Consider the following 22,779-nt stretch of genomic DNA (forward strand, 5'->3'; position numbering starts at 1 on the left):
GTGTCGCACTTCGTCAAGGGCACTGGTCTTCGGGTTTGAACGGGCTTCGTTCGCCTAATTCCGTTTTGTATTGATCGATGCCCAGCGTTTCCCGCATCAGGAAATCTGCCACCGCATGGCGCAGCCCCTCGTGTTCAAGCCAGTGCACCGACCAGGTGGGGGCCGGCAGCAAGCCGCGTGTCAGCTTGTGCTCCCCCTGCGCGCCACCTTCAAAGCGGCGCATGCCGTTGGTGATGCACCACGCCAGTGGTTGGTAATAGCAGGCTTCAAAGTGCAGGCAGGACACTTCGGCCAAGGCGCCCCAGTAGCGTCCGTAGGCCACTTTCTGGACAGGGTCGATGGCCAGCAAGGCCGCGGCGATGCGCTGGCCGTTCTGGCTGGCCACGAACAACACCCAGCAATCGGGCAGCGCGCCAGCCACTTGTTGCCAGAAACGGTCGCTCAGGTAGGGCTGTTGGCCGCGCTCGTGATAGGTCTGCGCATAGCAGCGTGCAAAGAAGTCCCAATCGGCCTGCTGGATCTGCGGCCCTTGCAGCACCTCGAAGCTCACGCCTGCATCGCGCACCTTGCGGCGCTCCTGCTGGATCTTCTTGCGCTTGTCCCGCTGCAGGCTGGCCAGGAAGTCGTCGAAATCGGCAAAGGGTTCGGGCTTGCGGTTCTGCCAGTGAAACTGCACACCCTGGCGCACCAGCCAACCTTGCTCGCGTGCCAACAAGGCCTCCGCCTCCGACAGGAACAGCACATGCGCAGAAGACAGGCCCTGGTCCTTGCAACGTTCAGCCAGCGTGTGCAACAACCTTTGGCGCACGGCCAGCTGTTGTGCTGCAGGCAGGGCTGGGTGGGTCAGCAGGCGTTGCCCCGGGATGGGCGAGAAGGGCACGGCGCTCAGCAGCTTGGGGTAGTAGCGCTGGCCCTGGTGGGCGAGCGCCCGGTCATGGGCGTCGGCCCAGGCCCAGTCGAACACGTATTCACCATAAGAGTGGCGCTTGAGGAACAGCGGGCAAGCGCCCACGATGCGTCCGTGCTCGTCCTGCAGGGTCAGAAACAGGGGCGCCCAGCCGGTTTCACCGCAGGCGCTGCCGCTGTCAACCATGGCCTTGAGTAGGGCCATGCGCAGAAATGGCGTGCCGCCATCGAGCGGTGACACCAGTTCATCCCACGCGCCAGCAGGGATCTGAGCGAGGTCCTCATGCCAATGCACCGTCAGGCCCGGTACCATGCTGGCTTGCGCGCCTGCCTCACCTTGCGCACCCACTGAATCGAATCTGTCCATGAACGCTGTGTCGTCTGTTGCCACGCCCTCCCAATCGCTGGAAGTGGCCTTGCTGCAATTCAATCCCGTCGTGGGTGACCTCAAGGGCAATGCCCAGGCCATCATCGACGCCAGCCGCCTAGCCTACGCGAATGGCGCCCGTCTGGTGGTGACGCCGGAAATGGCCTTGTGCGGTTATCCCCCTGAGGACCTGCTGCTGCGCCCGGCTTTCATGGCGGCCTGCGACGATGCCGTCAACCAGATTGCGCAGAGCCTGTCCGATCTGCCCGACCTGCATCTGGTGCTGGGGCATCCCCGCACCGGCCCCGGCGACGATGTCCGCACACGTTCGTGGTCTGTCCCTCGCCACCTGAACTCGGCCAGCTTGATCCGTGGAGGCCAGCTGGTGGCCAGCTACGCCAAGCGCGAGCTGCCCAATTACCAGGTCTTTGACGAGCGGCGCTACTTTGTCAGTGGCCGTGAGGCTGGCCTGGGCCCGGTGGTGGTGGATGTGCTGGGCTGGCGTGTGGGCCTGCTGGTCTGCGAAGACGCCTGGTTCGACGAGCCCGCCCAATCGGCTGTGGCACAGGGCGCGCAAGCCCTGGTGGTGCTCAATGCCTCGCCCTTCCACGCGAGCAAGCGTGCCGAGCGTGAAGGCCGCATGGGTGACCGTGCCCGTGAGTTGGGCCTGCCGCTGGTGTATGCCCACATGGTGGGCGGCCAGGACGAGGTCGTGTTCGATGGCGCCTCGTTCGCGGTGGATGCACAAGGCCGGGTGGCGGCCCGCGCGCCCAGCTTTGAAGTGGCCACGCTGGCGGTGAGCCTGCAGCCGGGTGGGCAGGTCAGGGGCACCCTGGCGCCCGCCTTGTCGCCCGAAGCTGAAATCTGGGCGGCCCTGGTTTGTGGTGTGCGCGACTACGTGGGCAAGAACGGCTTCCCCGGCGCCATCATCGGCCTGTCCGGTGGCATCGACTCTGCATTGGTGCTGGCCATTGCGGTAGACGCACTCGGCGCCGACAAGGTGCGCACCGTGATGATGCCCTCACCGTACACCGCCGATATCTCGTGGATTGATGCGCGCGACATGGCCGATCGCCTGGGTGTGCGCCATGACGAGATCGCCATCGCGCCCATGTTCGATGACTTCAAGCAGTCCCTGGCGCCCTTGTTTGTGGGCCGTGCAGAGGACACCACCGAAGAAAACATCCAGGCTCGCATCCGCGGCACCTTGTTGATGGCCTTGTCCAACAAAATGGGCTCCATCGTGCTCACCACAGGCAACAAGAGCGAGATGGCCACGGGCTACTGCACGCTGTATGGCGACATGGCCGGTGGTTTTGCCGTCATCAAGGACCTGGCCAAGACGCTGGTTTACCGCCTGTCGCGCTGGCGCAATGCCCAGGCGCTGGAGGCCGGGCACGTGGAGCCCATCCCCGAGCGCATCATCACGCGGCCCCCCTCGGCCGAGCTGCGTCCTGATCAGAAGGACCAGGACAGCCTGCCCGAGTACGAGGTGCTGGATGCCATCCTGGAGCGCTATATGGAGCTGGACCAGTCCATCGAGGAGATCATCGCCGCGGGTTTTGACCGTGCCGACGTGGACAAGGTCACCCGCCTCATCAAGATCAACGAGTACAAGCGCAGGCAGGCGCCGGTGGGCATCCGCATCACGCACCGCGCCTTTGGCCGCGACTGGCGTTACCCCATCACCTCGCGATTCCGCGCATGAGCCCGAGTTGCTTGCTATTCCAGCGATCGGCGTGCGCCGAACGGCCCTCAGACGTGCTTAAATAGCTGTAATGCGATGCAGCATCGCCCATTGATTCGCTGACTTTATTTCGGAGTTCCCGCCATGAAACAGATCACCGCCGTCATCAAACCTTTCAAGCTGGAAGAAGTCCGCGAAGCCTTGGCCGAAGTCGGCGTCACTGGCCTGACCGTCACCGAAGTGAAGGGCTTTGGCCGCCAGAAGGGCCACACCGAGCTGTACCGCGGTGCCGAATACGTGGTGGATTTCCTGCCCAAGGTCAAGATCGAAGTGGTCGTCAAGACCGAGGACGTGGACCGCTGTATTGAAGCCATCATCAAGGCCGCCAAGACCGGCAAGATCGGCGACGGCAAGATCTTCGTGACCCCGGTCGAGCAAGTGGTCCGTATCCGCACTGGCGAAACCGACGAAGCCGCTGTCTGACCTCTCTACACCGCACCATCCCATCCAGCGAACACCGCAGATCCGGCTTTGCCGGTCTGCTGGTGTTGCCCCTCGAGGGGGCGCGCGAAGCGCGTAGGGGGGGGCTCAAATTTCCGGTGCGACGCCGCCCGGGCCAGGTTGAACCAGGTCCGGCGGCGTTTGTGCTTTCAGGCAGGCAAATTCGTCTTCGATGCGGTCAAGCAGGGCATTGATGTCGGTGTCGACCAGCAGCAACTCCTGCACGTCGGGCCACAGGAAACCGCTGTCGCGGCTGCGGTCGATGAAGCGCAGCAACTCGTCGTAGTAGCCGGCCACATTGAGCAGGCCCAGGGCCTTGCGGTGGTAGCCCAGCTGGCGCCAGGTCCAGACCTCGAAGATCTCTTCCATGGTGCCGATGCCGCCGGGCAGGGCGATGAAGGCGTCCGACTGCATGGCCATCTTGTGCTTGCGCTCGTGCATGCTGTCAACGACCTGCAGCTCGGTCACGCCGCCGTGGCCCAGCTCCTTTTCAATCAGCCGGTGCGGGATCACGCCGATGACCTGGGCGTTCTCGGCCAGCGCCGCATCGGCCACGGCCCCCATCAGGCCCGTGCTGCCACCGCCATAGACCAGGCGCCAGCCACGCAGGCCGATCTGCCGCCCGACCTCGCGGGCTGCGGCCAGATGGGCCGGGTCCAGGCCATTACGCGAACCACAGTAGACACACAGAGACAGTGACATGGACAGGTTTCCCGAAGACGGGCGTTCAGAGGGACGTTCAGGGACGTGTAGGGACGTGTAGGGACGTGCTGGAGGCGTTCAGGCGCGGGTATCGATCAGACGGGTCTTACAGATGACGTCGTGCAGGAACTGCTGCTGGGGCAACAGCCAGGTCAGCGCGGTGTAGATCAGGATCCACACGCCCATGGCGCCGTACAGCAGCTTGGATTGGTGCCAGCCTGCCAGCCAGGCGCCGGCCCAGGCGGGCATGAACCACAGCCAGGAGGCCAGGTAGCGCTGCAGGGCTTGTTTGAGTGGCAGGGGCGCGCCGGCCTGCGTGACAACACGGATGTGCCAGGTCTTCAAGGCCAGGGTCTGGCCGCCGTGCGTCCAGAACCACAGGAAATACGCAGACAGGGCCAGAAACTGAGCGGCCATCATGCCTTCGCGGCCGTGCAGCGCATGCCGCTGGTTGGTGGCAATGGAGTAGATGTAGCCCACCACCATGAACAGGCCGAACAGCAGCACGCCTTCGTAAACGAAAGCGGCCAGGCGGCGTCGAAGCGCAGGTGCGGGGCCTTGGGCTCGCGCCAGGCTGGCAGTGGCGCTCAGCCCGACCGGCGTCGAAGCGGGGGAAACCGTCATGGGATGAAGAAGGCGATCAACGAGGGCCGAACGATACACCAGCTTGGCGCCGATGCCAGCCGGGTATCAGCGCCGTTGCGTCTGGTCTGCCGTCGCGGTTGCCGGCAGCGAGGCCATGGCCGCACTCTGGGCGCCCTTCTTGGGCAACAGGGTGACCGGGTCCACGAAGCCCTTCGAGGCGGTGATCTTGGTCAAGCCTGTGTGCTGATGCAGGGGCGGCGTGGGGCGCTGGGTGACCAGGCTGGTCGTGGCGCCGGAGCCGGCCTTGACCATGGTCGGGCTGACCACGGTCTGGGAGGGCGCAGTCGAGCTCATGGCATTGGGCACCACGTTGGACTTTTTGTCCGAGGCCGCCTGAGCCAGATTGCGCTTGTTGGCATAGGCCTGACGGGCCTCGCGCGGGCCCACCATGTTGTCAGCCAGGAGAACGGGCTTGGCCTTGCGTTTGGCTTGCTGGACCAGATCCTGCCGGTCTTGCGCTGGCAGGGCCTGGTAGGCGGCCCATTTTTGCTGGCGCTCGTCGGCCGTCAACTGGCGCGTTTGCTGGAAACGCAAGCGCGCTTCGCCGCGCTCCTGAGGCTGCAGCTTGGACCACTGAGTCATGCGTTCCTGAACGCGCTGCTGCTCGGCAGGCGAGAGTTTGCTGAAGCGGTTGGCCACATTGATCCACTTGTCTCGCCCCGTGTCGTCCATGCCAGACCAATGACGCTCCAGCGGTGTGAGCACCTTTTTCTGTGCTGGCGTCAGTTCACGCCACTGTGTCGGGGTGTCGACTTCCACCACGCTGTTGGCGCTGGCCTTGCGCACCACGGCATCCGCCTGGGCGGGTGCATGGGCAAGCCACAGCATGCCAGCGGCCGTCAAGGCCAGGGGCAGGGTGCGGAGCAAGGCAGGGGTCAACTTCATGGAAGCCAGGGGTCAGGGCGTGGTGGAGGCGGGCGCGGTTTCGGTGGTTTGCAGATCGCCGGAGGCTTCGGGCGCCGTTTCGTCGATCGGGCGTACTGTCGGCCCGGTGTCGGTGCGCAGGAACTCGGCAAAGCCGGGGTCAGCGTAGGCGTTCGGTGGCAGATCGTCTGTCAGCAGGGCCATGTCCACGTCGGTGGCGGCTTGCACCTGCTCGTGCTTGTAGTATTGATGGATGCCCCACAGGCCGGCAACCAGGGCGATCACGGGCAGGGCTGAGGCGATGCGCCAGCCCCAGGACGGTGGGCTGTCATCCAGGCGGCGGCCATGATCGTTGGAGCGGGCGTGACGGCTCTCGCTCCAGCCGGCGTCTGTGCGCATGCCGCCAGCGCCCGCCGTGCTCAGGCCTGCCACGCTCACGTTCACCGTGGGGGCCGGGGCCATCACGGGGGCGGTGGCCGCCACGCGGGCCTCGCGGCCGGCACGAACGGCCTGCTCGCGGGCAACCCGCAGGCGCTCGGAGATATCGTAAGGAACAGATTGCGCACCCTCTTCCAGGCGCGCGCTCAGACGCAGGGCAAAGCGTGCCTCAAGGGCTTCGCGTTGCGCTGGTGTCAGCGGGGTGGGTGGCCGGGTTTTCACAATGTAATTCCGCGAGATTGAAGGGCTTTGGCAAGGGACTGAACCGCGCGTGAGCAGTGCGTCTTCACACTGCCTTCCGAGCAACCCATGGCTGCAGCGGTTTCCGCGACATCCAGTTCCTCCCAGTAACGCAGCAGGAACGCTTCCCGTTGACGCGTCGGCAATTTGCCGATTTCGTCTTCGATCTGCCCCAGTATTTCGGTTCTGGCGGCGGAATCATCAGCACCTTCTGCGCCGCCTTGGTCAGATCTGAGCGATTCCAGCAGGTTGAAGTCGCCGCTGTCATCGTCATCGACGGCCGCTTCCAGGTCGCCGATGTTCATGAATACCGCATTGCGAACTTTCTGGCGCCGAAACCAGTCCAGTGTGGCGTTGGACAGGATGCGCTGGAACAGCATGGGCCACTCGTTCGAGGGGCGCTCCGAGTAGCTCTGGGTCAGGCGGATCATGGCGTCCTGCACGATGTCCAGGGCGGCTTCTTCATCGCGCACGGCATAGACCGTGCGTTTGAACGCACGTCGCTCAACGCTTTTCAGGAACTCGTTGAGTTCTTCTTCGAAGGTGGGGCTGGGCAGGGGAGTCAAGACCGAATGAGCCGGTGGGCGAGCCATTTCGCGGGCGGATTATGGCACTGACACGTGAATGTGAAGCTTTGCATCTCAGGGTCTGCTTGAATTGACGCGAAGGGATGCGATAATGTTCGTCTTTGCGCCATCTCGATCTGGCCTGAGTCTGGTTGCCTAATCGGCATCAGTGGCAGGCCGCGCAGGCTCCAAATCCGCCTCACAAGGGCGAGCACGCTGGCAATCCGTTGCCGCAGTGCTGTTGTCGCAGCCCCCAAAGCTGTGGCGATGTAGAGGGGCACCGATCGTTTTTCGTTAGAGAAATTCGGAAAGGTTCTTTCAATCATGGACATGTCTCCTGCGGATATCCGCCGCGCCGGCTCGGCCGACGCCAATGCTCAATCCCCCTCCGGCGAGATCCTCAACGGGTCCGACATCCTCGTGCGCTGCCTTCAGGCTGAAGGCGTCAAGTACATGTGGGGCTACCCGGGTGGTGCGGTTCTCTATATTTACGACGCCCTGTACAAGCAGGACACCATCGAGCACGTGCTCGTGCGCCACGAACAGGCTGCCGTCCACGCGGCTGACGGCTATGCGCGCGCCACCGGCGACGTCGGCGTGGCCCTGGTGACCTCCGGCCCCGGCGTGACGAATGCCATCACCGGCATCGCTACGGCCTACATGGACTCGATCCCCATGGTGATCATCACCGGTCAGGTGCCCACGCCCGCGATCGGCCTGGATGCCTTCCAGGAGTGCGACACCGTCGGCATCACGCGCCCCATCGTCAAACACAATTTCCTCGTCAAGGACGTGGCCGATCTGGCCGTCACGATGAAGAAGGCCTTCCACATCGCCCGCACCGGCCGCCCTGGCCCTGTGGTGGTGGACGTGCCCAAGGACGTGTCGCTCAAGACCACCGCCTTCCACTACCCCGAGACGGTGGAAATGCGCTCGTACAACCCGGTGCGCAAGGGCCACGGCGGCCAGATCCGCAAGGCCGTGCAATTGCTGCTCAACGCCAAGCGCCCCTACATCTACACCGGTGGCGGTGTGATCCTGGGTGAGGCCTCCAACGAGCTGCGCGAACTGGTCAACATGCTGGGCTACCCCAGCACCAGCACCCTGATGGGCCTGGGCGCCATCCCCGCGTCCGACAAGACCTTCCTGGGCATGCTGGGCATGCACGGCACGTACGAAGCCAACATGACCATGCAGAACGCCGACGTGGTGATCGCCGTGGGCGCCCGCTTCGACGACCGCGTGATCGGCAACCCCAAGCACTTCGCCCAGGTCGAGCGCAAGATCATCCACATCGACATCGACCCTTCGTCGATCTCCAAGCGCGTCAAGGTTGACATCCCCATCGTGGGCGATGTGAAGGACGTGCTGCTGGAAATGATCGCCCAGATCAAGGAATCGCAGCTCAAGCCGGACCAGAACGCGCTGGCCGCCTGGTGGAGCCAGGTCAACGAGTGGAAGAAACGCGACTGCCTGAAGTACAAGACCTCGACCGAGGTGATCAAGCCTCAGTCCGTGGTCGAGAAGCTGGCCGAGCTGACCAAGGGCACTGACTACTACATCACCTCGGACGTTGGTCAGCACCAGATGTTCGCGGCGCAGTACAGTAAGTTTGAAGAGCCCCGTCGCTGGATCAACTCCGGTGGCCTGGGCACCATGGGTGTGGGCCTGCCTTACGCCATGGGCATCAAGCTGGCCAAGCCGGACGCCGATGTCTTCTGCATCACGGGCGAAGGCTCGATCCAGATGTGCATCCAGGAACTGTCGACCTGCCTGCAGTACAACACGCCCGTCAAGGTGCTGTCGCTCAACAACCGCTACCTGGGCATGGTGCGCCAGTGGCAGCAGCTGGACTACGGCGGCCGCTACTCGCACAGCTACATGGACGCACTGCCCAACTTCGTGAAGCTGGCCGAAGCCTATGGCCACGTGGGCCTGCTGATCGAGCGCCCCGAGGACGTCGAAGGCGCGCTGCGCGAAGCCATCAAGCTCAAGGACCGCACCGTGTTCCTGGACATCCGCACCGACCCGACGGAAAACGTCTGGCCGATGGTTCAGGCCGGCAAGGGCATCTCCGAAATGCTGCTGGGCTCCGAAGACCTGTAATTCCTCCATGCCCGGCATGAGGCGGGCAGGGTGCAGTCAGGCGCTTGCCGGTGCCTGATTGACGACCTTGACGCCTCGGCCAGGATCAACGCACAACCGATACCCATCGCACTACGTGGCCACGGCCTGGGGGTTACCGCCTCCAGGTGCTAAGAGCCCGCAAGGACGATCCATATGAAACACATCATTGCCCTTTTGCTTGAGAACGAACCCGGCGCGCTGTCGCGTGTGGTCGGCCTGTTCTCGGCGCGCGGCTACAACATCGAGAGCCTGACGGTCGCCACGACCGAAGACCCTTCGCTGTCGCGCATGACCATCGTGACCACCGGTTCGGATGACGTGATCGAACAGATCACCAAGCACCTCAACCGCCTGATCGAGGTCGTGAAGGTTGTCGACCTGTCCGAAGGCCCTTACACCGAACGTGAGCTGATGCTCATCAAGGTGCGCGCCGTGGGCAAGGAGCGCGAAGAGATGAAGCGCATGGCGGACATCTTCCGCGGCCGCATCATCGACGTGACCGACAAGACCTACACCATCGAATTGACTGGCGACGCTGCCAAGCTCGATGCCTTCATTGAAGCCATCGACCGCGCCGCCATCCTTGAAACCGTGCGCACCGGGACCAGCGGGATCGGGCGCGGCGAGCGCATCTTGCGCGTCTGACTCACCGCAGTCTCTTTTTTCTTCCCGCTATTCCTGAATCCCTTGCCTGATTTGTTCAGGCATTCAACAGTTTTTCCGACGGAGATACACACATGAAGGTCTATTACGACAAGGACGCCGATCTGAGCCTGATCAAGGGCAAGAACGTGGCCATCATCGGTTATGGCTCGCAAGGCCATGCCCACGCTCAAAACCTGCGTGATTCGGGCGTCAACGTGACGGTCGGTCTGCGCAAGGGTGGCGCTTCGTGGTCCAAGGTGGAAGCCGCTGGCATCAAGGTCGCTGAAGTCAATGACGCCGTCAAGAACGCTGACGTCGTGATGATCCTGTTGCCCGACGAGAACATCCCTGAGGTGTACAACAACAACGTCGCGCCCAACATCAAGCAAGGCGCTGTGCTGGCTTTCGCTCACGGCTTCAACGTGCACTACAACCAGGTCGTGCCCCGCGCTGACCTGGACGTGATCATGGTCGCCCCCAAAGGCCCAGGCCACACCGTGCGTTCCGAGTACCTCAAGGGCGGCGGCGTGCCTTCCCTGATCGCTGTGTACCAGGACAAGTCCGGCAAGGCCCGTGACATCGCGCTGTCCTACGCTGCTGCCAACGGCGGCACCAAGGGTGGCGTGATCGAAACGAACTTCCGCGAAGAAACCGAAACCGACCTGTTCGGCGAGCAAGCCGTTCTGTGCGGTGGCGCTGTCGAGCTGGTGAAGATGGGTTTTGAGACCCTGACCGAAGCTGGTTACGCGCCTGAAATGGCCTACTTCGAGTGCCTGCACGAGCTGAAGCTGATCGTCGACCTGATGTACGAAGGCGGCATCGCCAACATGAACTACTCGATCTCGAACAACGCCGAATACGGCGAGTACGTGACGGGTACGGAAGTGATCAACGAGAAGTCGCGCGAAGCCATGCGCAACGCTCTGAAGCGCATCCAGACTGGCGAATACGCCAAGATGTTCATCCTGGAAGGCAAGACCAACTACCCAAGCATGACCGCTCGCCGTCGTCTGAACGCTGTTCACCCGATCGAGACCGTGGGTGCCGAGCTGCGCGCCATGATGCCTTGGATCGCCAAGAACAAGCTGGTTGACCAGTCGAAGAACTGATCTGTGTGCCGGGTTTGGCCCGGTTGCATGATTGTTTGAATGAAAGCCGCCGGGGTTCAGGCCTCAGGCGGCTTTTTGTTTGCTTCTGACTGTCTCTGATGTGATTGTTTTGGCTGCGGCTGGGACGCAGCATGCGAAGGTGGGGGCGTTTTGTCGGGGCAGCGCGGGGCGCGGCTGAGGTGGCATGCGTCCGGGCTTCATGTTGGCGGTCCCGCCTTGCGGGACTGCTCTGCGGTGCTCGTCCGGCTCAGGTGGCTGCGCAACTCGGCCTGCGGCCTCAAACATGCTCGCCATCCCCTTGCCTGCGACAAGGGGCAAACCTGAGCCTCCCTGCGCGCCTTCGACGCCAACAAGGCGCCCGGCCGCATGCCCCCTCAGCCTTTTTCGCCCCGCTGGTGGTCTGCCACGGTCGTTGGTGCGGAATCGATCCTGCGATTTCTTGTGGCCACCGAGGCCATGCTGATTCGATTCAGCTTTGCGCGGTGAGCAGTGAAATTTAGCGGCGCATGCGGCCTGTGCATGAGGCCAGCGAGGCGGACAAGGGCTGAGCCGGCATCCGGCCGGGCGCCTTGTTGACGCTGAGAAGCGCAGAGGGGAAGTGGGCACGCGCAGCGTGCGTCGTCAACTGACTCGCCGGAGCTGTCTGACCGGAGTGGTCGCAGACCACGCAGGGAGTTCTCCGGCGCCACTTCCTCGCGAGCATCGCAAGGCAGTCCCGCTTGCAAAGCGGGACCGTCAACAATGAAGCCCGGCCGGATGTTGGCTCAGCCCCCGCCTCGCGCTCTACCGAAAAAACGCCCAACTCAACGCATGAGACCGCAGCAGCCCCAAAACGCATGCCATGCACTCAACGAGAAGGCGCTTCCCAATGCAAAGTCCCGCACACCTTGTCCATCAAGGGCAGCACGATGTTGAAGTTGTGCGTGTGCATGAGGTCACGCCGATGGTGCAAGCGGTGCAACTGACGCATCTCGCGCAACCACGGCAGATTCGTCAGCCAGTGCCCGTCAGGCAGATGGTGGCAGGTGTGGAAGAACTCGTAAAGCAGGTAGCCCATGGTGGCATGCGCCCCGAAGATCCAGCCCGAGTTGGCATCCACCAGTGCGCTGATGATCCACACGGAGGGCGCTACGAAGGCCGCCAGATACACCACGATCAACCAGGGCGGAAACAGGATCACCCGCCAGTCCAGCCAGCTGTCGTAGCTCATCTCTCGCTCGCTGAAGAAGCTGTGATGATCACCCGTGTGCCGCGCATAGAAAAGCGCCGCCCAGTTGCGTTTGTGATGGCCCAGTTCCCGGTGCACGAGGTACACAGCCGCGTTGAAGACCAGCAGGCCCAAAGGCGCGGCCAGCCATTGCCAAGCCAGGGGTTGCTGGACTTGATTCAATAGCGCGCCATAGGCCGCCAGGCCAAGCCCGAACACGAACAAGGTGTGCAGCAAGGCGCTGTAGTGCGGGCTGACCTGGGCTCGGTAGCGTTGGCGAAAGGCCTGGACGGCATCAGGTGTCATGGTGCGGGGGGCTGGGTGGCTTTGCCTTCCGGTAGAGGGCCTGCAGTCCACCCCCCACCGATCGCTTTGTAGAGTAGCACTGTGGTCAGTGCCCGCGCAGTCTGCGCCTGGATCAGATCATCCTCGCGCTGCAGGGCGCCGAGCTTGGCTTCCAGAACGGGCTGCAGCAAACCGGTGCCTTCGTTGAACAGTTTCTCGGCATGAACGGCCCCGTCGGCTGATGTGCGCCAGGCCGTGGTCAATTGCTGCGCGCGTTGATCCAGCGCACGTCGCGCGCTGTAGGCGTTTTCAACGTCTTCGAGCGCGCTCATCACGGCCTGTTCGTACTGTGCGGCGGCGGCTTCCAGCCGGGCATCGCTGGCCTTGATATTGGCCTGGATGCGCCCGCCTTCAAAGATGGGTAACTTCACGCCCGCACCCCAGGCCGTGAAGCTGGACGAGGCCGAAGGCAGGTTGCCGATTTCCAGGTGCCCGTCGTTGGACAGGAAACCCAGATAGAACTTGGGCAGCACTTCTGCCTTGGCGCTGCCCAGGCGAGCAGCCAGCGCACGCACCTGATTGGCACTGCCGCGCACATCGGGGCGGCGTTCGAGCACGTCGGATGGGAGGATGCCGGGCAGTTGATCAGGGATCACGCTGCCATCGGCCGGTGCACTCGCTGTCGGAACGGGCAGCGCTTTGAGCGCCTCCGGTTGCTGACCCGTCAGTACGGCCAGGCGGCGCAGGCGGGCGCCCAACAGGCTTTGCAGTGGTGCCTTCATGGCCCCCAGCGCTTCGACGGCGGCTTGCGCGCGGTCCACGTCATAGCGGTTGGCCTGGCCGGCGTCAAAGCGGCCCTGCGCATAGCGTTGCAGGCGCTGGGCTGTGCTGAGGCTGCGTTCCAGCACGTTCATGCGTCGCTCGATGCTGCGGGCTTCGATGTAGTTGCTGGCGATGTCGCCCGCCACGATCATCTGTGCGCCGTGCAGCTTTTCCTCATAGGCCAGGGCGGCCTGGCGGGCGGCTTCGGCGTCGCTGCGGCGTGAGCCAAAGATGTCGACTTCCCACGCCGCCGCAAAACCACTCCCATTGAACGAGCTGATGGGGATGTTGATGGGGGGAACGCTGACCGGAATCGGCAGTGGCGGCAGGCTGGGAGGGCTGACATCATTGAACTTCTGGCGGCCCGTGGCGCCGTAGGCCATCAGGGTCGGGTACAGCGCCGATTCGGCCATGGTCACGACGGTGCGTGCTTCCTTGACGCGGGCAATGGCCATGCGGATGTCGGCGTTGGCTGCCAGGCCTTGATCGATCAGTTGGACGAGCGTCGGGTCGGCGATGCCGTGCCACCATCTGGCGATGTCTTGGTCCGTGGCTGTGGCGTTCGGGCTCTTGCTCACTTCGTCAAAAGCCTTGGGCGTGACCACGTCTGCGGGCATGTCCACCTTGATGGTCGTGCAGGCCATGAGGGACAGGCTCAACAAGGTCGCCAGGCCGCAGGTGCGCAGGGCAGGGTGTCGGGTGTTCATGTCAGGTATTCGCAGATAGGCTCGGTACGCGGCGCTCGGCAGGGGCAAGGTGCGATAAGTTCAGTTGACTGCTTCCAGCTGACCTTGCGCGGCTGCCAGCAACACCGCCAGGGCCGTGGAGGCCACGCGTGTGCGCGGGCTGTCGGTCGAGTCGGTCAGGATCACCGGGACGCGGCAACCCAGCACGATGCTGGCCACATCGGCACTGGCCAGAAAAATCAGCTGTTTGATCAGCATGTCGCCCGTTTCCAGGTTGGGCACCAGCAGCACGTTGGCCTGACCAGCTACGGGGGATTCCGGATCCTTGATGCGGGCCACGTCAGCATTGATCGCCGAGTCGAAGGACAGCGGGCCGTCGATCAGACCGCCGGCAAGCTGGTGCCTTTCCAGCATCTTGCACAGGGCAGCGGCGTCCATGGAGGATGGCAGGGCACTGGTGATGGAATCTGCTGCCGACAGGATGGCCACACGGGGCTCGTCGAAGCCGAGGATGCGGGCCAGATCGATGGCGTTCTGGACGATGTCGCGCTTGTCTTCCAGCGTGGGTTGCACGTGGATGGCCGCGTCAGTGATGATGATGGGGTGATCGCACTTGGGCACGTCGGCCACATAGGCATGGCTGGCGCGGCGGTGGAGGCGCAAGCCGCCTTCTGGCGCCATCACTGCTTGCAGCAGCGTTTCACGACCGATGTGGCCTTGCATGATGGCATTGACGCTGCCCGCTCGCGCCATGGCCACGGCTTGCAGGGCGGCGCGCATGGGTGTGGGGGCCTCGTCCCACTCACAGCCCGAGAGGTCCAGCGCCAGTTCTGCAGCCAGTGCCTCGATGCGCGCGCGCGGGCCGATGACGAGGGGCTTGATCAGGCCAGCTTTGGCCGCATCCAGCATGGCCATCAAATTGTGAGCCGCATCGGGAAACACCACGGCACATCGGATGGCGGCGTGGGATGTGGTCAGGGCCATGAGTTGCGCAAACCGCTCATGACGGTAGAGCTGAAGATCAGGCAAGGGCTGGGCTGCCCGCTTGACCTTGAGCGTAGGTGCCATGACCTCCGCCTCACCGGTGATCACGGGCTTGCCCAACTGGTTGCTGCACAGGCAGTCCAGCAGCACCATGTTCTTGTCGCGCTTTTCCTTGACGGTGACCTTGACCGTGATGATGTCGCCCACGTTCACCGGTCGCACGAAGCGCAGTTGCTGGCCCACATAGATCGTGCCGGGCCCGGGCAGTTTGGTGCCCAGCACGGTGGAGATCAGGGTGCCGCCCCACATGCCGTGCGCGATCACTTTGTGGAAAGGCGTGTCACGGGCATAGGCCTCATCGAGGTGTGCGGGGTTCACGTCACCGCTGAGGATGGCGAACAGCTCGATGTCGGTCTTGGTCAGCTCTCGGGTCAGTGAGGCACAGTCACCCACCTGCAGTTCGTCGTAGCAGCGGTTCTCCAGCATCACGGGTGCGGCGGCATCCAGTTCGGTGTTCATCTTGTTGGTGCTCACTGTTCGTGCACGTAGTCGCCGGGGGCGTCGGGCAGCTTCTTCTTCTGGCCGGGCAGGCCCATGCGCGGCGCTGCGGTCAGGCCGCTGGAGTGCTCGACCAGCCAGTTTTCCCAGGCAGGCCACCAGGAGCCCTCCTGATGTGGCGCCTCTGCCTGCCAGCGTTCGGGCGAGATGTAGCGCTCGTCCGGTGTACGGTGGCGCATCTGGAAGTGGCGATGCGGGTGTCCTGGCTCGCTGACAATGCCCGCGTTGTGGCCGCCACTGGTGAGCACGAAGGTGATGTCCAGCGGCAGCAGGTGCAGCTTGTAGACGGACTTCCAGGGCGCCACGTGGTCGCTGATGGTGCCCACGGCAAAGCAGGGGATACGGATGTCGGTGAACCAGATGGGGGAGCCATCCACCTCGTAGCGGCCCGTGGCCAGGTCGTTGTGCAGGAAGAGCTTGTGGAGGTACTCCGAATGCATCCGGGCCGGCATGCGCGTGGTGTCGGCGTTCCAGGCCATCAGGTCATTGGGCTTGTCGCGCTGGCCCAGCATGTAGTCCTTCAAGGCGCGTGACCAGATCAGGTCACTGGTGTGCAGCAGCTTGAAGGCACCGGCCATCTGCGAGCCTTGCAGCACGCCTTGTTCGGCCATCATGGCCTCCAGCAGGTTCACCTGGCTGTGGTTGATGAACAGCAGCAACTCGCCAGCTTCGGTGAAGTCGCCTTGCGCAGCAAACAGGGTGATGGTGCCCAGGCGGTCGTCGCCATCGCGGCCCATGGTGGCGGCCGCGATTTCCAGCATGGTGCCCCCCAGGCAGTAACCCACGCTGTGGATCTTGCGCTCAGGGATGATGGTGCTGATGGTGTTGACGGCGGCCATGACCCCATCGACACGGTAGGTCTCCATGCTCATGTCGCGGTCGACCGAAGTCGGGTTCTTCCACGAGATCATGAAGACCGTGTGGCCCTTGTCGACCAGGAACTTCACCAGCGAGTTGTGCGGCGAGAGATCCAGGATGTAGTACTTCATGATCCATGCCGGCACGATCAGGATGGGCTCGGCGTGCACCTTGTCGGTCGTGGGGCTGTACTGGATCAGTTCGATCAGGTGGTTGCGGAAAACGACCTTGCCCGGCGTGATGGCCACGTTCTGGCCGGGGGTGAATTCGTCCACGCCGGCTGGAGGGAGCTTGTGCACGATGCGATGCAGGTCATCGAGCCAGTTCAGCGAGCCGCGAAACAGGTTCACGCCGTGTTCGTCCTGGGTGGCATTGAGCACGTCCGGGTTCATCCAGGGCACGTTGGACGGCGAGAACACGTCCATCCACTGGCGTGCCGCAAAGGTGGCCACGTTCTCGTGCTTGTGGCTCACGCCGGGCACATCGCGTGTGGCGCGGTCCCAGGCGCGCTCCATGACCTGGAAGGTCTGGGCATACAGGTTATAGGGCCAGTGTTGCCAGGCCGGGGTGCTGAAACGCGGGTCGTTGCAGCATGTGGCAGACGGGTTGGCCTGCATCAGGTTGGCCGCAGCCTGCTGGGCATCTTCCAGCGTGCCCTTGATCACGTCGAGCTGCTTGCCCGGCGAGATCATGAGGTGCGACAGCCAGTCGAGGTAAACCAACATGCCGTGGATGTGCGACATGCCGCCTGTCAGTTGGCCCAGTTCGCCCTGCACATGGCGGTCGATCTTGTGGACCAGTTCCTGCCACTGGTCGCCGGCGGGCGTTTGTGTTTGTACCTGGATGTCGTTGCTCATGTTATTCACCTTGTATGTGTCGATGTCAGCCTTGTCTGGCCAGCATCGAACGGAATCTTGTCAGGGCGATGAAAAGAAAGAGTGCCCCACAAGCGGCCACGGCCAAAAGTTGGGGCCAGACGATGTCGATGCCCGCACCCCGGTACAGCACGGCCTGGGTCATCTTCACGAATTGCGTGGTGGGCGATATCTGCACGATACGCTGAATCAGCTCCGGCATGCTCTCGACCGGCGTGGCGGCGCCGGACAGCAGGTACAGCACGACGTAGACAGGGGCGGCCAGCAGCCCGAATTGCGGCATGGACGAGGCCAGTGTGGCCAGCAGGATGCCCAGGGCCGTGACGGCAAACAGGTAGAGCGCCGTGCCTGTGAGGAACAGCGGCACCGAACCCAGCAGGGGCACATGCAGCCATTCATGCACCACCAGCCACAGCGACAGACCGACGGCCAGCAGGATCACGCCACCGTTGGCCAGGATCTTGGCCATGGCGATCTCGCTGGGCCTTACCGGCATGACCAGCAAGTGTTCGATGGTGCCGTGCTCGCGTTCGCGGATGACGGCCGCACCCACCAGGATGATGGCCAGCACGGTGACGTTGGTGACGATCTGCATGACCGACGTGAACCAGTGCGACTGGTTGTTCGGGTTGAACAGCACATGCATCACCGGCGGTGCGGGCAGCATGGATTCGATGCCTTGCTGGTGGAAGAAGTCCAGCAGTTCCTTGAGGAAGATTTGGTTGAGGTAGACCACGCCCAGGCCGGCCTGCGTCATGGCGGTGGCATCCACGGTGACCTGGATGGCGGGTGCGCGGCGCGCCAGCACATCGGCTTCAAAGCGCGGCGGGATGTCGATCACGAAGATGACGTCGCTGCGGTCCAGCGCCAGCGTCGCCTCCTGGTGGGTGATGTCACGCGGGGCCTTGAAGTAGGGCGGGCGAATGGCATCGCGCAGGCGGCGCGAGAGCGCCGAGTTGTCGCTGTCGATGATGCCGACCGAGGCGTTGGCCACTTCGGCCTTGACGCCCTTGGCCGTGGAGTAGATGGCCACCGTGAAGGCGAAGATGATGAGGGCCATCAGTGGCACGTCGCCAAACAGGCTGCGCAGCTCCTTCATGGCCAGGCGCGAGACGTTGAGGATCCATTGGCGCATGGTGCTCAACCCTCCTGCTTTCTGACCAGCACCCGTGCCAGCCCCAGGTAGAGCAGGCCGAAGCCGGTCAAGGCGGCGTACATGGGCACGAAGCTGTCAAAGCTCAATCCCTTGGTGAAGGTGCCCAGGCTGATCAACTGGAACCACGATGCCGGAAAGCCTTTGCCGACCCACAAGGCCGAGCCCGTGAGGGTGGACACCGGGTAGAGCAGGCCCGAGAAGTTCACCGAGGGGATCAGGCAGATGATGGCTGAGGCAAAAGAGGCGGCGACCTGTGATTGCAGGAAGGCCGAGATCAGCAGGCCCAATGCGGTGGTGGCGAACACGAAGGTCAAGGCGCCGAGCGCCAACGCGAAGAAGTTGCCTTTCAAGGGTACCTGCAACAGCACGATGCTCAGGAAGACCAGCGTGAGAAAACTCACCATGGCCAGCGCGATGTACGGCAGTTGCTTGCCCAGCAGGAACTGGCCCACGCTGGCCGGCGAAGCGTACAGGTTGATGATGGAGCCCATCTCTTTTTCGCGCACCACGCCCAGGGCCGTGAGCATGGCCGGGATGATGATCAGGCACAGCATCAGCAGGCCCGGTGTGGAGGCATAGATGCTGCGGAATTCCTGGTTGTAGGAAAAGCGCGGTTCCAGGCTGGCGGGCAGGGTGGGCGGCGTCAGTCCCGGTTGCTCCCTGGCAAAGCGCATGGCGTGTTCCAGCACGATGCCGGTGGCATAGCCCCGCACGTTTTCGGCGGTGAAGGGGCTGGCGCCGTCAATGTAGAAGGCGACTTCGGGCCGCCTGCCGCCGATCAGGTCTCGCCCGTAATGCGGCGGGATCTCCACCACCAGCGCGGCGTCGTGGGCTTGCAGCACGCGGTTGATGTCGGCCATGTCCCGCAGCGGTTCGCGTTGTTCAAAGTAGCGCGAGCCAGCAAAGTGCTCGATCAACTGGCGGCTGTCGTAGCTCTGATCGTGGTCCAGCACCGAAAACGCCACGTGCTCGATGTCGAAGGAGATGCTCCAGGCAGCGGTCACCAGCAGGATGATGGGGCCCAGGATGGCGAAGGTCAGGCGGATCGGGTCACGCTTGAGCTCCATGGCCTCACGGCGGGCGAAGGCCCACATGCGTGACAGCCACAGGGTCATGCCATTGCTGCGCTGGTGGTTGGCTTGTATCGACGCTCCGCTGGTTGGTGATGGTGCGGCTTGTTGCCCGGTCTGTGGCACCTCGGCCTTCACCGTAGAGGCTGCCTGCGCGGCCTGCACGGTGTCGTCGGCCTGTTCGAGGTAGGCGATGAAGGCGGTCTCCAGCGTGTCGGCCTGCTTGCTGTCGCGCAGTTCCTGCGGCGTGCCCACGGCCAGTACCGTGCCACGGTGCATCAACGAGATGCGGTCGCAGCGTTCGGCCTCGTTCATGAAGTGGGTGGACACGAAGATCGTGACCTGTTCTTCGCGTGCCAGCTTGGCCAGCTGACGCCAGAACATGTCGCGCGCAGCCGGGTCCACGCCCGAGGTGGGTTCATCCAGAATCAGCACCTCCGGGCGGTGCAGGCAGGCTGCGGCCAGTTGCAGGCGCTGGCGCATGCCCAGAGACAGCGCCATCGGGTTGGCATCGGCGTGCTCGGCCAGATCAAAGCGCTTCAGGCCGTCTTCAATGGCGGCATCGGCCGCCGCACCTTCGAGGCGATACAGCCGGGCATGCAGCGCCAGGTTTTGCCGCACGCTCAGTTCTTCATACAGCGAGAAGGCCTGGGACATATAGCCCACACGCATGCGCGTGGCCAGGTCCCAGGCGTTGATGGGCTGGCCCAGCAGCATGGCTTCGCCGTCGCTGATGTCCAGCAAGCCGGTGAGCATCTTCATGGTCGTGGTCTTGCCGCAGCCGTTGGAGCCCAGGAAGCCGAAGATCTCGCCCCGCTCGATGCGAAAGCTCACGTTGTTGACGGCGATGAAGTCGCCAAAACGGCGTGTCAGCCCCCGGGCTTCGATGGCGGGCGGGCCGTCCGTGTGGGCGCGAGGCGGGATCACCAATGGCTCGCCGCTGCCGCGCTTGTCCGGTGGCAGCAAGGCGATGTAGGCTGCCTCCAGTGTCTTCTCGGGTGTGCGCGCCAGCACCGCGCGCGTTTCATCAAACACGAGGATGCGCCCGGCGTCCATGGCCACGAGGTATTCGAAGCGCTCGGCCTCTTCCATATAGGCCGTGGCCACGATGACGGTCATGCCCGGGCGTTCGCGGCGCAAGGTTTCCACCAGCGACCAGAACTGGCGGCGAGACAAAGGGTCCACGCCCGTGGTGGGCTCATCCAGGATCAACAGATCGGGGTCGTGGACGAGCGAACAGCACAGGCCCAGCTTCTGCTTCATGCCGCCCGAGAGCTTGCCGGCGGGGCGGTCGCGGAAAGGCGCCAGACCGGTGGCGTCCAGCAGGCGCTGGATGCGGGCTTCGCGCTCGGCGGCGCCTTGCCCGAACAGGCGCGCGAAGAAGTCGATGTTCTCGGCTACCGAGAGGGTGGGGTACAGGTTGCGCCCCAGGCCTTGCGGCATGAAGGCCACGCGCGGCGCCATTTGCGCGCGGTTGTTGGCGTCGTCCATGTTCAGGCCGAGCACCTCGACCTGCCCGTGCTGGATGCGCTTGACACCCGCGATGATGGACAGCAGTGTGGACTTGCCCACGCCATCAGGCCCGACCAGGCCGATGGTCTTGCCCATCGGGAGCGTCAGGTTGACGTGGTCCATGGCACGCGTGGCGCCATAGGTGTGCCCCAGGTCTGTGACCTTGACGGCCAGCTCCTGCGCAGCGCCCACGGGCTTGTCGGCTTCAGGCCGGTTCATGATGGTGTGGCCTGTGCTCAGGGTTCGGCAGCTGAGGCGGCTTCAGCGGGAGGCAGTTTGACGCTGAGCTTGGCGGGCCAGGCCACAGACGCATCCGAGCGAACGAAGCCATAGCCGGTGAGGCCTGCCTTCACATAGGCGGCATATTGATTGGCCACGTCCGTGGGCACCTGCAGCTTGACGCGGTAGACCAGCTTGTCTCGCTCCGACATGGTCTCTACGTACTTGGGCGTGAACTGCGCTTCACCGGCCACAAAGGACACCCGCGCGGGGATGACGAACTGCGTGGCGGCATCCAGCACGATGCGGGCCTCGTCGCCCACCTTGAGCTTGCCCGCCACCGAGGTGGGCAGGAACACGGTCATGTAGACGTTGGCGGTGTCCAGCAGCGTGGCCACACGGCCGCCGGACGGGATGACGGATCCTGGCTCCACCACGCGGTATTCGATGCGGCCTTTCACGGGCGCACGCAGGCTCATGTCGTCGATGGCGATGTCCAGGCGCTTCATATGTGCTTCGGCTTCAGACCGGGCCGCAGTGGCCTCGCCAATAGCAGCGGTGGCCACCATGACCCCGGCATTTTCGCCATCGCGTTGGGCCTGCCGACGCTCCACTTCGGCGCCGGATACCAGTGCATCCTGCTTCAGGCGCGTGGTGTGATCCAGCTCCAGCTGAGCCATGCGAGCCATCACCTTGCGGACCTCGGTTTCTGCCGCCGCGCGTTGCATGGCCTGACCTGCACGCTGGCGGGCGGCCTCCACGGCGGCGCGTTGCGCGACCAGCTCGGTGCTGTCTTGCCGGGCGATCAGGTCGCCAGCTTTGACTACATCGCCTTCACGCACGGGCAACTCGATGATGCGCCCGGGGTACTTGGCCGCGATCTCGATGCGTTCGACCTCCAGCCGCCCGTTGCTGCGCACCAGCCCGGCAGGAATCGGATCGCGATGGCTGTTGACCCACCAGGCCACGCCACCGGCCACGCAGGTCAGGGCTGCCAGGATCAGCCAGGTGTTGGTTTTCTTGCTCATGGGTGGACAGGCAGATGGGCCGCGCTCAACAACTGGGCGCGCAGATGAGGGGCGATCACGTCGAGCAACTGTTCGACGCGTTCGGGGGTGATGGCGTCCCAATCCATGCGACGCATCAATACCGAGTCTGCAAGACGGAAGCAGACAAACTGATGAAGCGTGACAAAGGAGAGCACGCGGGTCTGGAAATCGTCAGGCGAACGCTGGATGATGCGCGCCATGATGTCGGTGAGACATTGCTGCATGGGCTCGACCACCTGCGCAAAGATGCGCTCGAAGGCTTCGCCATGTTCGGCTTGTGCGCGCAGAAAGAACTGGATCCAGCTGGCAGGCACCTTGTCGGCCAGCAACAGACGGGCCTGTGTGAGCGTGAAGGCCATCACCTGGTCGATCAGTGCGCGTACGTCTGTTGTTTGGTCGCTCTGCTCTTTGAGCAACTGGAGCGGTGCGGCTTGTTCCTGCTCGATGAAATCAGCCAGATAGCCAGCCGCTTCCGCGTACAGGTCTTCCTTGGATCCAAAGTAATAGGGGATGGCGCCCAGGTTCATTTCGGCCGCCTGCGCGATCATGCGCGTGGTGGTGGCATCGAAGCCGTGTTTCCCGAACAGATCCAGCGCAGCCAGGACCATGCGCTCGCGAGCCTGGGCGCCACGGGATGCGTCCGGTGTTCGGCTGGCAAGATGGGCTGGAGCAGACATGGCACGATCTGAAATCAAAGTCAG

Annotated in this window: 20 protein-coding genes; 5 read left to right on the forward strand and 15 right to left on the reverse strand. The window is 63.7% G+C overall.

Annotated features, from left to right (window positions below; genetic code table 11):
• Positions 1-13 precede the first annotated feature (13 nt).
• On the reverse strand, positions 14-1,273 hold the full coding sequence (locus HY836_RS00245; protein WP_290672160.1) for a GNAT family N-acetyltransferase: 1,260 nt from the start codon (positions 1,271-1,273) through the stop codon (positions 14-16).
• Here HY836_RS00245 and HY836_RS00250 point away from each other — a divergent pair.
• Complete coding sequence (locus tag HY836_RS00250) at positions 1,272-2,981, forward strand: NAD+ synthase (RefSeq protein WP_290672162.1); 1,710 nt, start codon at positions 1,272-1,274, stop codon at positions 2,979-2,981. The two genes, HY836_RS00245 and HY836_RS00250, sit on opposite strands and share 2 nt — an antisense overlap.
• Before the next feature lie 123 nt (positions 2,982-3,104).
• Positions 3,105-3,443, forward strand: coding sequence for a P-II family nitrogen regulator (locus HY836_RS00255; RefSeq protein ID WP_290672164.1), 339 nt, complete (start codon positions 3,105-3,107; stop codon positions 3,441-3,443).
• A 105-nt stretch (positions 3,444-3,548) separates the two neighbouring features.
• On the opposite strand, the gene HY836_RS00260 is transcribed toward HY836_RS00255, so the two are convergent.
• The 6 genes from HY836_RS00260 to HY836_RS00285 form a co-directional block, all read right to left on the reverse strand.
• Positions 3,549-4,163, reverse strand: a complete 615-nt coding sequence (locus tag HY836_RS00260; RefSeq protein WP_290672166.1) for a TIGR00730 family Rossman fold protein — start codon at positions 4,161-4,163, stop codon at positions 3,549-3,551.
• A 78-nt stretch (positions 4,164-4,241) separates the two neighbouring features.
• Positions 4,242-4,787: an RDD family protein gene (locus tag HY836_RS00265; RefSeq protein WP_290672168.1), complete on the reverse strand. Its 546-nt coding sequence runs from the start codon at positions 4,785-4,787 to the stop codon at positions 4,242-4,244.
• A 66-nt stretch (positions 4,788-4,853) separates the two neighbouring features.
• Positions 4,854-5,693 (reverse strand): DUF3106 domain-containing protein, encoded by an 840-nt coding sequence (locus HY836_RS00270; protein ID WP_290672170.1) that lies wholly within the window; start codon positions 5,691-5,693, stop codon positions 4,854-4,856.
• Positions 5,694-5,705: 12 nt separating this feature from the next.
• A complete protein-coding gene (locus tag HY836_RS00275) occupies positions 5,706-6,332 on the reverse strand; it encodes a DUF3619 family protein (RefSeq protein ID WP_290672172.1) in 627 nt (208 codons plus the stop codon).
• Positions 6,329-6,916, reverse strand: coding sequence for an RNA polymerase sigma factor (locus HY836_RS00280; RefSeq protein ID WP_290672174.1), 588 nt, complete (start codon positions 6,914-6,916; stop codon positions 6,329-6,331). Before HY836_RS00280 ends, HY836_RS00275 begins: the two co-directional genes overlap by 4 nt.
• The gene (locus HY836_RS00285) at positions 6,913-7,242 is read right to left on the reverse strand and encodes a hypothetical protein (protein ID WP_290672176.1); all 330 of its coding nucleotides are present in this window, start codon (positions 7,240-7,242) and stop codon (positions 6,913-6,915) included. Before HY836_RS00285 ends, HY836_RS00280 begins: the two co-directional genes overlap by 4 nt.
• Here HY836_RS00285 and HY836_RS00290 point away from each other — a divergent pair.
• From HY836_RS00290 to ilvC, 3 genes are all read left to right on the forward strand, one after another.
• Positions 7,241-9,022: an acetolactate synthase 3 catalytic subunit gene (locus HY836_RS00290; RefSeq protein WP_290672178.1), complete on the forward strand. Its 1,782-nt coding sequence runs from the start codon at positions 7,241-7,243 to the stop codon at positions 9,020-9,022. The genes HY836_RS00285 and HY836_RS00290 overlap by 2 nt on opposite strands.
• Positions 9,023-9,196: 174 nt before the next feature.
• Complete coding sequence (gene ilvN / locus HY836_RS00295) at positions 9,197-9,688, forward strand: acetolactate synthase small subunit (protein WP_290672180.1); 492 nt, start codon at positions 9,197-9,199, stop codon at positions 9,686-9,688.
• Between the two features lie 92 nt (positions 9,689-9,780).
• Positions 9,781-10,797 carry a ketol-acid reductoisomerase gene (gene ilvC, locus HY836_RS00300; RefSeq protein WP_290672182.1) on the forward strand — a complete coding sequence of 339 codons (1,017 nt, stop codon included), beginning with the start codon at positions 9,781-9,783 and terminating at the stop codon, positions 10,795-10,797.
• Between the two features lie 847 nt (positions 10,798-11,644).
• Here ilvC and HY836_RS00305 read toward each other — a convergent pair.
• Genes HY836_RS00305 through HY836_RS00340 form a run of 8 tightly spaced genes read right to left on the reverse strand, consistent with a single transcriptional unit; the run spans position 11,645 to position 22,755 of the window.
• Positions 11,645-12,310, reverse strand: coding sequence for a sterol desaturase family protein (locus HY836_RS00305; protein WP_290672185.1), 666 nt, complete (start codon positions 12,308-12,310; stop codon positions 11,645-11,647).
• Positions 12,307-13,818 carry a TolC family protein gene (locus HY836_RS00310; RefSeq protein ID WP_290672188.1) on the reverse strand — a complete coding sequence of 504 codons (1,512 nt, stop codon included), beginning with the start codon at positions 13,816-13,818 and terminating at the stop codon, positions 12,307-12,309. The genes HY836_RS00305 and HY836_RS00310 overlap by 4 nt, the downstream gene beginning before the upstream one ends.
• A 60-nt stretch (positions 13,819-13,878) precedes the next feature.
• Complete coding sequence (locus HY836_RS00315) at positions 13,879-15,300, reverse strand: bifunctional enoyl-CoA hydratase/phosphate acetyltransferase (RefSeq protein ID WP_290672190.1); 1,422 nt, start codon at positions 15,298-15,300, stop codon at positions 13,879-13,881.
• A gap of 11 nt (positions 15,301-15,311) precedes the next feature.
• Positions 15,312-17,054 carry an alpha/beta fold hydrolase gene (locus HY836_RS00320; protein ID WP_290672192.1) on the reverse strand — a complete coding sequence of 581 codons (1,743 nt, stop codon included), beginning with the start codon at positions 17,052-17,054 and terminating at the stop codon, positions 15,312-15,314.
• A gap of 25 nt (positions 17,055-17,079) precedes the next feature.
• Positions 17,080-18,207: an ABC transporter permease gene (locus tag HY836_RS00325; protein ID WP_290672194.1), complete on the reverse strand. Its 1,128-nt coding sequence runs from the start codon at positions 18,205-18,207 to the stop codon at positions 17,080-17,082.
• Positions 18,208-18,212: 5 nt separating this feature from the next.
• Entirely contained in the window at positions 18,213-21,029 is a 2,817-nt protein-coding gene (rbbA, locus tag HY836_RS00330; RefSeq protein ID WP_290672197.1) for a ribosome-associated ATPase/putative transporter RbbA, read from the reverse strand.
• 17 nt (positions 21,030-21,046) lie between these two features.
• On the reverse strand, positions 21,047-22,057 hold the full coding sequence (locus HY836_RS00335) for an HlyD family efflux transporter periplasmic adaptor subunit (RefSeq protein ID WP_290672199.1): 1,011 nt from the start codon (positions 22,055-22,057) through the stop codon (positions 21,047-21,049).
• The gene (locus tag HY836_RS00340) at positions 22,054-22,755 is read right to left on the reverse strand and encodes a CerR family C-terminal domain-containing protein (protein WP_290672202.1); all 702 of its coding nucleotides are present in this window, start codon (positions 22,753-22,755) and stop codon (positions 22,054-22,056) included. The genes HY836_RS00335 and HY836_RS00340 overlap by 4 nt, the downstream gene beginning before the upstream one ends.
• Positions 22,756-22,779 lie beyond the last annotated feature (24 nt).

This window comes from Aquabacterium sp. (assembly GCF_016234775.1).
GTDB lineage: Bacteria > Pseudomonadota > Gammaproteobacteria > Burkholderiales > Burkholderiaceae_C > Aquabacterium.

Excerpts from the sequence above, each read along its gene's own strand:
- HY836_RS00305 (WP_290672185.1), bottom strand. The coding sequence starts at position 12,310 with ATGACACCTGATGCCGTCCAGGCCTTTCGCCAACGCTACCGAGCCCAG.
- HY836_RS00310 (WP_290672188.1), bottom strand. The coding sequence starts at position 13,818 with ATGAACACCCGACACCCTGCCCTGCGCACCTGCGGCCTGGCGACCTTG.
- HY836_RS00265 (WP_290672168.1), bottom strand. The coding sequence starts at position 4,787 with ATGACGGTTTCCCCCGCTTCGACGCCGGTCGGGCTGAGCGCCACTGCC.
- HY836_RS00260 (WP_290672166.1), bottom strand. The coding sequence starts at position 4,163 with ATGTCACTGTCTCTGTGTGTCTACTGTGGTTCGCGTAATGGCCTGGAC.
- HY836_RS00325 (WP_290672194.1), bottom strand. The coding sequence starts at position 18,207 with ATGCGCCAATGGATCCTCAACGTCTCGCGCCTGGCCATGAAGGAGCTG.
- HY836_RS00335 (WP_290672199.1), bottom strand. The coding sequence starts at position 22,057 with ATGAGCAAGAAAACCAACACCTGGCTGATCCTGGCAGCCCTGACCTGC.
- HY836_RS00285 (WP_290672176.1), bottom strand. The coding sequence starts at position 7,242 with ATGATTGAAAGAACCTTTCCGAATTTCTCTAACGAAAAACGATCGGTG.
- HY836_RS00270 (WP_290672170.1), bottom strand. The coding sequence starts at position 5,693 with ATGAAGTTGACCCCTGCCTTGCTCCGCACCCTGCCCCTGGCCTTGACG.
- HY836_RS00320 (WP_290672192.1), bottom strand. The coding sequence starts at position 17,054 with ATGAGCAACGACATCCAGGTACAAACACAAACGCCCGCCGGCGACCAG.
- ilvN (WP_290672180.1), top strand. The coding sequence starts at position 9,197 with ATGAAACACATCATTGCCCTTTTGCTTGAGAACGAACCCGGCGCGCTG.
- HY836_RS00245 (WP_290672160.1), bottom strand. The coding sequence starts at position 1,273 with ATGGACAGATTCGATTCAGTGGGTGCGCAAGGTGAGGCAGGCGCGCAA.
- HY836_RS00255 (WP_290672164.1), top strand. The coding sequence starts at position 3,105 with ATGAAACAGATCACCGCCGTCATCAAACCTTTCAAGCTGGAAGAAGTC.
- HY836_RS00340 (WP_290672202.1), bottom strand. The coding sequence starts at position 22,755 with ATGTCTGCTCCAGCCCATCTTGCCAGCCGAACACCGGACGCATCCCGT.
- HY836_RS00315 (WP_290672190.1), bottom strand. The coding sequence starts at position 15,300 with ATGAACACCGAACTGGATGCCGCCGCACCCGTGATGCTGGAGAACCGC.
- HY836_RS00290 (WP_290672178.1), top strand. The coding sequence starts at position 7,241 with ATGGACATGTCTCCTGCGGATATCCGCCGCGCCGGCTCGGCCGACGCC.
- ilvC (WP_290672182.1), top strand. The coding sequence starts at position 9,781 with ATGAAGGTCTATTACGACAAGGACGCCGATCTGAGCCTGATCAAGGGC.
- rbbA (WP_290672197.1), bottom strand. The coding sequence starts at position 21,029 with ATGAACCGGCCTGAAGCCGACAAGCCCGTGGGCGCTGCGCAGGAGCTG.
- HY836_RS00250 (WP_290672162.1), top strand. The coding sequence starts at position 1,272 with ATGAACGCTGTGTCGTCTGTTGCCACGCCCTCCCAATCGCTGGAAGTG.